Origin of the sequence: Arthrobacter sp. efr-133-TYG-120 (assembly GCF_030209785.1) — a bacterium.
Taxonomy (GTDB): Bacteria; Actinomycetota; Actinomycetes; order Actinomycetales; family Micrococcaceae; genus Arthrobacter.
The window spans coordinates 255,855-266,400 of the sequence record NZ_JARVRI010000001.1; the positions used below are offsets into that span (position 1 = coordinate 255,855).

The 10,546-nt window shown below is 64.8% G+C and carries 5 protein-coding genes and 1 pseudogene; 5 read left to right on the top strand and 1 reads right to left on the bottom strand.

The window, feature by feature from the left end:
* Positions 1-19: 19 nt before the first annotated feature.
* From QRN51_RS01210 to QRN51_RS01230, 5 genes are read left to right on the top strand one after another with little or no spacing between them, the layout of a single operon-like run.
* Entirely contained in the window at positions 20-1,546 is a 1,527-nt protein-coding gene (locus QRN51_RS01210) for an ABC transporter substrate-binding protein (protein WP_284988307.1), read from the top strand.
* Complete coding sequence (locus tag QRN51_RS01215; RefSeq protein ID WP_284988308.1) at positions 1,546-3,288, top strand: ABC transporter permease subunit; 1,743 nt, start codon at positions 1,546-1,548, stop codon at positions 3,286-3,288. The genes QRN51_RS01210 and QRN51_RS01215 overlap by 1 nt, the downstream gene beginning before the upstream one ends.
* 31 nt (positions 3,289-3,319) lie before the next feature.
* Positions 3,320-3,976: a DnaE2-dependent mutagenesis accessory factor ImuA' gene (gene imuA', locus QRN51_RS01220; RefSeq protein WP_216363235.1), complete on the top strand. Its 657-nt coding sequence runs from the start codon at positions 3,320-3,322 to the stop codon at positions 3,974-3,976.
* Positions 3,973-5,595, top strand: a complete 1,623-nt coding sequence (locus QRN51_RS01225; protein ID WP_284988309.1) for a DNA polymerase Y family protein — start codon at positions 3,973-3,975, stop codon at positions 5,593-5,595. The genes imuA' and QRN51_RS01225 overlap by 4 nt, the downstream gene beginning before the upstream one ends.
* Positions 5,596-5,630: 35 nt before the next feature.
* Complete coding sequence (locus QRN51_RS01230) at positions 5,631-9,062, top strand: error-prone DNA polymerase (protein WP_284988310.1); 3,432 nt, start codon at positions 5,631-5,633, stop codon at positions 9,060-9,062.
* Here the strand turns inward: QRN51_RS01230 and glgC are convergent.
* A pseudogene (glgC, locus tag QRN51_RS01235) lies at positions 9,058-10,377 on the bottom strand (glucose-1-phosphate adenylyltransferase); the annotation flags it as partial. The gene QRN51_RS01230 and the pseudogene glgC sit on opposite strands and share 5 nt — an antisense overlap.
* Between the last annotated feature and the right edge of the window lie 169 nt (positions 10,378-10,546).

The window sequence follows — 10,546 nt, forward strand, 5'->3', positions numbered from 1 at the left end:
GAAAGACAGGCACCAATCCATGGCTATTCCACGCCCAAAAGCAGTTGCCGCGATACTCCTCTCCTCCGCAATGGCCGCCGCCCTCAGCGCTTGCTTCGCCCAAGGCACCGCGCCATCAGCCAGCAGCACCGACTCCCGGATCAAGGTGGCCATGCTGCAGCCCCCGCGTTCAGGACTTACTCCCTTGAGCGACGACGCCTTCAAACTCTCACGCTGGAAGACCGCCGAGACTTTGGTTGTCCTGGATGCCCTCGGCGATGCCCAGCCATCGCTTTCAACGGCCTGGACGCAACTGGACGGCAGGAACTGGCGCTTCGAACTCCGTGCAGGCGTGAAATTCCATGACGGAACGCTCCTGACGGCGGAGCAAGTGGCGGCGTCGTTAACGGCAGCAGCCAATGCCAAGCCCAAGCCGCGGATCCTCGACGGCGTGCAGCTCAGCGTCCGCACCGACGGCGGGAACGCCGTCGTCGTGACCACCCAGACGGACGACCCGCTGGTTCCGCAGCGGCTTTCCAGTCCCCAGCTTTCCATCCTCGCCGCGTCCGCCTACAAGCCCGGTGGCGTCGTGAGCCCCATCAACGCCGGAACGGGGCCCTACGTCCTGGCGTCCGCGGACGGCACCAGCTCGGCAACACTCAACCGCTTCGCCGACTACTGGGGCGAAAAGGCGGCGAGCAGCGGCGTCGACGTCCAATACGTTCCCGACGGCACGGCACGCGCTGCCGCCCTCAGGACCGGAACGGCCGACGTCGTGGAGGCCATTCCCGTAGGCCAGGTCGCCCAGATCAAGGCAGACTTGATTCATGAAGTCCCCATGCCCCGCACCAACACCCTCTACCTGAACACCAAGGCGGGTCCTTTCGCGGATCCGTCGGTCCGGGCAGCGGCACGGACGTCGGTCGAGCGGACCTCCATTGTTGACCGGGTCTACGAAGGACGGGCGGACATCGCCGAAGGCCTCCTGGGCCCGGCTCTCCCCTGGGCCGCCAAGGAGCGGCAGAACACCTCATACATCGAAGCCCTGAAAAAGCGGGCGGACGCGGCACCCGCCAATGGCCGCCGCATCAAACTTGGCACGTTCACGGACCGGGCCGAGCTGCCCGAGGTCGCCGTGCAGCTTGAGCAGCAGCTCGAAGCCGCCGGCTTCATCGTGGAGCAGGAAGTCCGCGAGTACCAGCACATCGAGGCAGACGCCTTGGCGGGCAAATTCGATGCCTTCATCCTGTCCCGGGCCACTGTCCTCGACTCCGGCGATCCCGTCGCCTACATGTTCAGCGACTTCTCCTGCAAAGGCTCCTTCAACATCTCCCAGTTCTGCGATCCGGAGGTGGACGCGGCACTGAGCAAGGCCGCAGCCATCCCGGCAGGCCCGGAGCGCCGGGCGGCAATTGCCGCCGCCGAGGCACTGATCCTCTCGAAGGACGCGGCCGTGCCGCTGCTGCATGAACGCATCATTCAAGGCGAATCGGCCAGGATCCGCAACGTGGAACGCGATCCCCGCGAGCGCGCCCTGATCACCAGCAAAACAGGAATCTCCGGCTGATGCGGTGCCCCGCGTTCATCAAAGCTGCTGTTTCCAGAGCTGTGGCGCTCTTTGCCATAGTCGTGCTGATCGGGCTCCTGCCGTGGCTTTCGGGACACAGCCCGGAATACACCATCCTGCGGGCCCGGTATGCCGACCGGGAAGCGACTGACGAAACGCTGGGCACGATCCGCGCGGAGCTTGGACTCGATCGAGGACCAGTACACATCTTCTTCGACTGGGCCGGAGGCCTTGTGCGCGGGGACATGGGAAATTCCTGGATCACCAACACGCCTGTTGGCGCCGGCACTGTGGAAACCCTCGGCGTCTCCGTCACCCTGATGGCCTGCGCGGTGGCCGTTGCAACGGTGGTGGCCACCGCACTGTGCGTTCCTTCCGTGATGCGGGGGCTGGCCGGGAACCCCAGGCGGGGCTCCGGCGTCGTGGCGGCGGCCATGACGGCGCTCCCCGAGTTCCTGCTGGCGGCGATGCTCCTTGTCGTCGGCGCGGTGTGGCTGGGCTGGTTCCCGCCGTACGGCTGGCAGGTCCTGGACCACGCGGTGTTGCCGGCTCTCGCCCTCGGCCTGCCCGCCGGCGGGCTCATCGGGCGGCTCCTGTCCGACGCCATCGGCGTGGCGTTCGCCGAAAAATGGGTGGCCACGTGGGCCATGGCCGGAGCAAGCCGCGCCAGGCTCACCGCGGCTGTGCTCCGTCGGGCCCTGCCATCGGTGATGAGCCAGATCGGGCTTGTCCTCATTGGCCTCACCGGTGGGGCAGTTGCCGTGGAGAAGGTCTTCGCGATTCCCGGTTTGGGCCGTGCGGTCCTGGGGGCGGCGAGCGCCCAGGACATACCCGCGCTGCAGGCAGGAGTACTGGCCCTCCTCATGCTGGCGATCGGGGCAGGTTCCCTCAGCGCCGCGGCCCGGAACCTTCTCATGGGAGCAGCGCTGCGCTCGGGGACAGTTCCGGTTCCGGACTCCCCGGGAAGACCACGACGGCGGGATGCCGCGGTTCCGCTCGTCGCTGCGGGAGCGTTGCTGCTCATCGTCGTCGCGGGCTTGCTTCGCGATCCGTTCACCTCAAGCCATGCACGGCTTGCCGGCCCGGGTTTGGAGCTGCCCTTCGGGGCCGATGCAAGCGGACGGGACCTCCTTGCCCGGGTGGGGCATGGCGCCGTGTCCACGTTGGGAACTGCATTGCTCGTGGTCCTGGCTTGCCTTGTGATCGGGATCGTCGTCGGGCTCTTCCCGCTCGCGGCCACCGGTCCCCTTGAAGTAGCCAACGCCGCTCCGCCTATCCTGGCCGGGCTGATCGTTGCCGTGATGACCGGCCCATCGGCTGAAGGTGCGGCGATAGCCGTCACCCTGGTCAGTTGGGCACCCCTCGCCGCCCACACTGCCGCCCTGGCGCAGGAGGCCAGGGCCCAGCCCCACGTGAAGATCCTTCCGGTCCTGGGCGTGGGAAGGGTCCGCATCCTCTGGCGCTACATCCTCCCGACCATCCTTGGTCCGGTGTTCAGGCATTCGATGCTCCGGATTCCGGGAATCGCGCTCGCCTTGGCTGCCCTGGGGTTCCTGGGCCTCGGCCCCCATCAGCCGTCGCCCGAGTGGGGCCTCGTCCTTGCCGAAGGAATCAACTACGTGGAGCGGGCACCGTGGGCCGTTGCCGCCCCGGCGTCGGCATTGATCCTCGCCTCGATTCTGGCCGTTTCACTGTCGAGCGTCACGTGGTCGCGCTCGCAGGGGGATCCGGCCCCCGATTGACTCATTCGAATATATGTTCGAAAATTGAAACATGTCATCCCGCCTGTCTTCCGCTTCGCCGGCTTCGCTGCGCGATGACTTGCAGGCGCAGATCCATCTCATGCAGGGCAAGCGCGGAAGCGAACGTTCGCTTCCCGTACTCCCCTCGCTCAGCAGGCTTCTCCCGGGCGGACTGCGACCGGGAGCGGCGTACTCCGTACAGGGATCCATGTCGCTGGCCATGGCCTTGTTGGCCGGGCCGTCACGCAACGGCTCATGGTGCGGAGTAGCTGGGCTGCCTGACTTCGGGATCGAGGCGGCAGCAGGTTTCGGCATTGCGCTCGACCGGCTGGTGCTGGTGCCTGACCCCGGGGCCAGTTGGATGCCGGTGATCGCCGCCCTGGCGGACGTGCTCTCGGTGGTCCTTGCGCGGGCTCCGGAAAAAGTCGCACCCGCCGAGGCTGCCCGCTTGGGAGCCAGGCTCCGGGAGCGGAGTGCCGTCCTCCTTGTCTTGGGACCATGGCCGCAGAGTGAAGCCGTCTTGCACGTGAATGGATACGAGTGGGCGGGGCTCGGACAGGGCCACGGACATCTCGCCAAGCAGGAACTCGAGCTCGAGGTTGCGCTGCGGGGCAGTTCCCGCAGGGCCTCCGTGGATCTTGCGGACAGCGGCACGGTGGATCTGTCCCGCCATCGGATGGGAGCATGATGCTGTTTCAGCTTGAAACCCCGGTACGGGCGTTGGTGACTTGGTTCCCGGATTGGCCCCTCGTCGCCGCCCGCCTGGCAGATGCCCTGCCGCCTGATGTACCTGTGGCAGTCATCGGCCAAGGGGTCATTGCTGCTTGCTCCGCGGAAGCCCGGGCAGAGGGAGTGGTCCGGGGCTTGCGGCTGCGGGAAGCGCAGACCCGCTGCCCTGAGCTGGTGGTGTGTGCCGTTGATCCGGTGCGGGATGCGAGGGAATTCGAACCTGTGGTCTCGTCACTCGAGGAACGGACCCCTGGAGTGGAAGTGCTTCGACCCGGTCTCTGCGCTATCCGGGCCAAGGGTGCCGCACGATATTACGGCGGAGAAGAAGCGGCAGCAGGTGCTGTGCTTGAATCGGCCGACCGCCTCGGCGTGGAGGCCCGGGTGGGGATCGCCGATTCCGTGTTCGCCGCCGAGCAAGCAGCCCGGAGCACCAGCGAACTATCTGCCGTCCGGGTGCTCCCGCCGGGTTCTTCCCGGGATTTCCTGGCTCCATTTCCGGTGGAAGTACTGGGGCAGCCGAAGCTGGCTTCCTTGCTCAAACGCCTTGGCATCCTCACTTTGGGGAATTTCGCGAATCTTCACGCCGCAGATGTCAGGGCCCGTTTCGGGGCTGCCGGAATCACTGCGCATGCCCTGGCAAGCGGACAGGATCCCCGCAAGGTGATTCCCCGGACTCCTCCGCGGAAACTGGATCAACGCGTCGAGTTCGAACCCGGCCTGGACCGGGTTGACCAACTCGCCTTCCAACTCCGCGCCACGGCAGACGCCTTCGTGGCCGGGGTGCAGACGGAAGGCCTGGTCTGCACGGAGCTGAGGGTTCTGATCACTGACGAAGGAGAGAGCCGCTCCGAGCGGACGTGGGGCCACCCCCGCCATTTCACAGCCAGCGACGTCGTGGACAGGGTGCGTTGGCAGCTTCAGTCGCAGCCCCCTGTATCCAACGATAAAACTGCCCAAGCCAGCGGAACGCACGACGGCGGCATGGCACGCGGCGGACTGTCGTCACCGGTCACGCGGGTCGAGTTCGTCCCCGTCCGTGTGGATTCCATTGCCCATCATGGTCGGGCGCTCTTTGGAGACGGAGCCGAGGAACAGATTCATCATGGACTCAGCCGGATCCAAAGCATGCTGGGGCATGAAGCCGTGGTAGTGCCCGCGGTTTCCGGAGGTCGCTTGCTGGCCGAGCGGCGCCGCCTGGTTCCTTGGGGAGATGCCTTGCCCGCGGGAACGGCCGCCCTGGCCTCCAGGCCGTGGCCGGGCAGGATTCCAGACCCGCAGCCCGCCACGGTGTTCGCTTCCCTCATCCCCGTCCTGCTGCTTGATGCGAACAAGGAAAAAGTCCGTACAGACCATCGCGGCGGATTGCTTGCCCCGCCCATGTGGTTCTGTCCCGGCGGAGACCCTGCACGACGGCGACTGGTAGCTCAGTGGGCCGGCCCCTGGCCGTTGCGGCAGAGGTGGTGGGACGCCGATCATCGCCTTGAATCGGACCGGTTCCAGCTTGTGGACGGAAACGGAGAGGCTTGGCTCCTTCTCCTGGACGAGCAGAACTGGTGGGCAGAGGCCCGCTACGACTGAACACCAGACACTGAACTTTAGTCAGGAAGACAAAGATGGCTTGGAACAACCCGTCGATCCCGTGGTCGGAGTTCGAACGCACGCTGTCGGACCGGCGCGTGCCGGAGATCGGCAAGTCCAAAGGGGACGGCGGCGACAGCCCCGCTTGGTCAAGGAAACGCGGGCCTTACCGCCCGGTCCCCCTCGATCCCGCAAGGGTCGCGTCGAGGGCGGGTGCCGCCGTCGTGCCTTATGCCGAACTGCACGCGCATTCGCACTACAGCTTCCTGGACGGCGCCTCCTCACCCGAGAAGATGGTTGAGGAGGCGGTCCGGCTGGGCCTCCATGCCCTCGCACTGACCGATCATGACGGCTTCTACGGGATCGTGCGAATGGCGGAGGCCGCCGAAGCCTACGAGCTGAAGACCGTGTTCGGCGCTGAGCTGTCACTCGGGCTCAGCAAACCCCAGCAAGGCGAAGCCGACCCCGAAGGTGACCATTTGCTCGTCCTCGCCCGCCAGGAAGAGGGGTACCACCGTTTGGCAGGGGCCATGACTGCCGCCCATCTCGCGGCCGACGCCGAGAAGGGCCACCCCATCTACGACCTCGACGAACTGGCGCATTCGCTGAGGGACCACTGCCTGGTGCTGACCGGATGCCGCAAAGGCTCAGTCCGGAGGGCCCTCATGAGCGACGGCGAGCAAGCCGCTGCGTTGGAAGTGGAGGCCTTGATCGAGAGATTCGGGCGGGAAAACGTGGTGGTGGAGCTCTTCGATCACGGGAATCCCCTCGACAGCAGCCACAACGATGCCCTCGTCCGGATTGCCGAGCGCGCAGGCATACCTTTCATCGCCAGCAACGCCGTACATTATGCGTCCCCGGAGGGATATCCGCTGGCAACGGCCATGGCGGCGGTCCGGGCACGCCGCAGCCTGGAGGAGCTGGACGGGTGGCTGCCCGCAAGCAGCGGCGCCCATTTGCGGAGCGGTTCCGAGATGGTAGCGCGGTTCGCCCGCTACCCCGGCGCGGTCGAACGGACTGTCGAGATCGCAGACGAGCTTGCATTCCAGTTACGGGCAGCCCGCCCGAAGCTTCCCAAGCTCGATGTTCCTGCGGGGCACAGTCTCATCACGTGGCTGCGGCAACTTGTTGAAGAAGGGGTGAGGGACAAGTACCCGGACGCCGACGAACGGGTCCATCGCCGGATCGAGCAGGAACTCGCAGTGATCGAGGCGAAAAACTTCCCCGGCTATTTCCTGATTGTGCACGACATCGTGCAGTTTGCCCGTTCCCGCGGCATCCTCTGCCAAGGCCGGGGGTCCGCGGCGAACTCTGCCGTTTGCTACGCGCTGGGGATCACTGCCGTCGACAGCATCTTCTACAACCTTCCGTTTGAGCGTTTCCTCTCCAGCCTCCGCGAAGAAGAACCGGACATCGACGTCGATTTCGACTCGGACCGGCGGGAAGAAGTCATCCAATACGTCTACCGCAAGTACGGACGGTTCAACGCGGCCCAAGTAGCGAATGTCATCAGTTACAGGCCGAAGAACGCCGTCAGGGACATTGCCAAAGCACTCGGCTACAGCCAGGGCCAACAGGACGCCTGGTCCAAGCGGCTCGATCACTGGGGCGATCTCAGCGATGGCAAGACCAACAACATCCCGGCCCCGGTCCTGGACCTTGCTGACCAGATACTGGGCTTCCCCCGGCACCTGGGCATCCACTCCGGCGGCATGGTCCTCACCGAACGGCCTGTCGGCGAGGTGGTACCCATCGAACGCGCCCGGATGGAAAACCGCACGGTCCTGCAATGGGACAAGGACGATTGCGAGTGGATGGGCCTGGTCAAGTTCGACCTTCTTGGCCTGGGCATGCTCGCCGCCCTGCAGTACTCCTTTGATTTGATCGACAAGCATTTCGGGGAGCGTTGGACCATCGAGACCATCCCGCGGGAAGAACCGGCCGTCTACGACATGCTCTGCCGGGCCGACTCGATCGGGGTGTTCCAAGTGGAATCACGGGCCCAGATCAGCACGCTGCCGCGGCTGAAACCGAGGAAATTCTACGATCTGGTGGTCGAAATCGCGCTGATCCGCCCAGGTCCGGTCCAAGGTGGCGCCGTGCACCCCTACATCCGGCGCCGTGCAGGCACGGAAAAAATCACGTACCTTCATCCATTGCTGGAGCCCGTGCTTAAGCGGACTTTGGGTGTGCCCTTGTTCCAGGAGCAACTGATGCAGATGGCAGTTGCCGTGGGCGGCTGCACCGCCGAGGATGCGGACCTGCTCCGCCGCGCGATGGGCTCCAAACGGGGCCGGGAGAAGATCGAGTCGCTCGAGGCCAAGCTCTATGCGGGGATGGCGGCCAACGGGATCAGCAAGGACGACGCCGACGCCATCTACGCCAAGATCCAGGCCTTTGCGAACTTCGGTTTCGCGGAATCCCACTCCTTGAGCTTCGCGGTGTTGGTCTACGCAAGCTCGTGGCTGAAGCTGCACTACCCTGGCGCATTTCTCGCATCCCTGCTGCGGGCACAACCCATGGGCTTCTACTCCCCGCAAACCCTCGTGGCGGATGCCCGCAGGCACGGGGTCCAGGTGTTGCGCCCGGATGTACTGCATTCCCTTGCCGAGGCGACCCTCGAAGTGCTCGACGAGGCTGCAAGTGCCGAAACAGGCCAAGTGGGCGGCATGGATTCCTGCTTGGACTTCCACCAGCCGGAGATCGGCCTCTTCCAGCAGGATCGACCACGCGAGGACTACCTGCACCGGCGGGATGGCTCACGCGCCGTGCGGTTGGGGCTCGACGGCGTCACGTCCATCGGCGCCGAAGTGGCGAAGCGGATCGTCACCGAGCGTGAGGAGCATGGCGCCTACCGGGACATGGCGGATCTGTCCCGCCGCGCGAATCTCAGCGCGGATCAGCTGGAGGCACTCGCTTCAGCGGGAGCACTCGATTCGCTGGGAATGAACCGCCGCGAAGCATTGTGGCAAGCCGGAGATGCCGCGCTCGAGCGGGAAGGACAATTGCCCGGGACCCACGTCGCCGTCCAGCCACCGCTGCTGCCCGAGCTCTCCCCCCTGGAAAATGTTGCCTACGACATGTGGGCGACAGGAATCAGCACCGATGACCATCCGATGCGCCATGCCCGCGAGGCCCTGGATTCGAGGGGGGTGCTGCGGGTGGACCGGCTCTCCCAGGTCGAGTCCGGCACGCGTGTTGAAGTGGCCGGCGTCGTGACCCACCGCCAACGCCCCCAGACCGCGCAAGGGATCACCTTCGTGAATCTGGAGGACGAGAGCGGCATCCTCAATGTCATCTGCAGCGTTGGCCTCTGGAAGAGGCATCGCCGCGTCGCCCGGGAATCATCCGCGCTGGTCGTCCGGGGTTTCCTCGAACGATCGCCGGAAGGAGTCACCAATCTCGTGGCGGACAAGCTGGAACCCCTGGTCCTGACAGTGAAGTCCAACTCCCGCGACTTCAGGTAGCCAGGCGTGCCGCACGGGCGAGTTCCCGGTCGTGTTCATCCGGGAGAGGTACGTGTTGACCTTTGCTCAGGACCGTGATGCCCGAATCCGTGACGTTATAGCCGCGCCGTCGGTCCAGGTCCGGGTCCAGGCCGATGGTTGCGCCGGCTGGAACCCTGATGTTCTTGTCCAGGATGGCCCGCTTGACCACCGCCCCTTCGCCGATGGTGACGTTGTCCAACAGCACCGAGTCGATAACGCGGGCACCACTGGAAATGAACGCATCGTTGGAGAGCACCGAATTTTCCACGAGACCGCCCGATACGATGACGCCGTTGGAAACAATTGAGTCCTGGGCCGTGCCGACGGTTCCGCCTTCCCCGCGAACCATCTTGGCCGGAGGCGAAGCGCTTTGCCGTGTGTAGATCGGCCAATCGGAGTTGTAGAGATTGAACACCGGATCCGGCGAAATCAAATCGAGGTGTGCTTCAAAGTATGAGTCGATAGTACCGACGTCGCGCCAGTAGTTGCGGTCACGATCCGTGGCCCCTGGGACATCATTGCTTGAAAAATCATAGGCGAACGCTTCGCCACGGGAAACGAAATAGGGGATGATGTCACCGCCCATGTCGTGTTTCGTGTCTTGCCGGGTGGCGTCGTGTTCAAGCGCCCCCACCAAGGCATCGGCGTCGAAAACGTAGTTCCCCATCGATGCCAGGAACTGGGAAGGGTCTTCAGGAAGCCCACGCGTCGAAGCCGGCTTTTCCACAAATGCTGCGATCCTCTTGGCCGGGCCGCCGCTCGCGGTATCGGAACTGGCGGCCTGGTCCACCTCGATCACGCCGAACTGGTCGGCCATGGCCAGAGGTTGACGCACGCCCGCCACAGTGGCCTTTGCGCCGGAACTGATATGGCTGCGCACCATGTGCTCGAAATCCATCCGGTAGACGTGGTCAGCACCCACGACCACGACGATGTCAGGACGGGCGTCTTCGATGAGGTTGAGCGACTGGTAGATCGCATTTGCGCTGCCTAGGAACCAGCTTTTACTGACGCGTTGTTGAGCCGGAACCGACGCTACATAGTTGCCCAATTGTGCGGACATCCGCCACGTTTCTGAAATGTGCCGGTCCAGGCTGTGGGACTTGTATTGGGTCAGCACCACAATCTGCCAATAGCCCGAGTTGGTCAGATTGGACAGGGCGAAGTCGATCAGCCGGTAACTCCCTGCGAATGGGACGGCTGGTTTGGCGCGATCTCCGGTAAGCGGCATGAGTCGCTTACCCTCACCGCCGGCCAGCACAATCGCCAAGACTTTCTTCGAAGCCATCGTCACTCCCTTGTGTTTGATGTTGGCCGTGGAACTACTCACCGCGCGTTGCGATGAAGCTCGGGGTGGAACGCGCCCCCGCTGCTCGAACAGCAGCGGGGGCGCATTCCTAGGCGTTCGCGATCAGCCCCAGTTCGGCCTTGGAGGCCAGGGAGGGGTGTTTCGGGAAGACCCG

What these genes read in the sequence shown, in the direction of transcription:
- QRN51_RS01225 (WP_284988309.1), top strand. Translation starts at nt 3,973, where the DNA reads ATGATGCTGTTTCAGCTTGAAACCCCGGTACGGGCGTTGGTGACTTGG.
- QRN51_RS01210 (WP_284988307.1), top strand. Translation starts at nt 20, where the DNA reads ATGGCTATTCCACGCCCAAAAGCAGTTGCCGCGATACTCCTCTCCTCC.
- imuA' (WP_216363235.1), top strand. Translation starts at nt 3,320, where the DNA reads ATGTCATCCCGCCTGTCTTCCGCTTCGCCGGCTTCGCTGCGCGATGAC.
- QRN51_RS01215 (WP_284988308.1), top strand. Translation starts at nt 1,546, where the DNA reads ATGCGGTGCCCCGCGTTCATCAAAGCTGCTGTTTCCAGAGCTGTGGCG.
- QRN51_RS01230 (WP_284988310.1), top strand. Translation starts at nt 5,631, where the DNA reads ATGGCTTGGAACAACCCGTCGATCCCGTGGTCGGAGTTCGAACGCACG.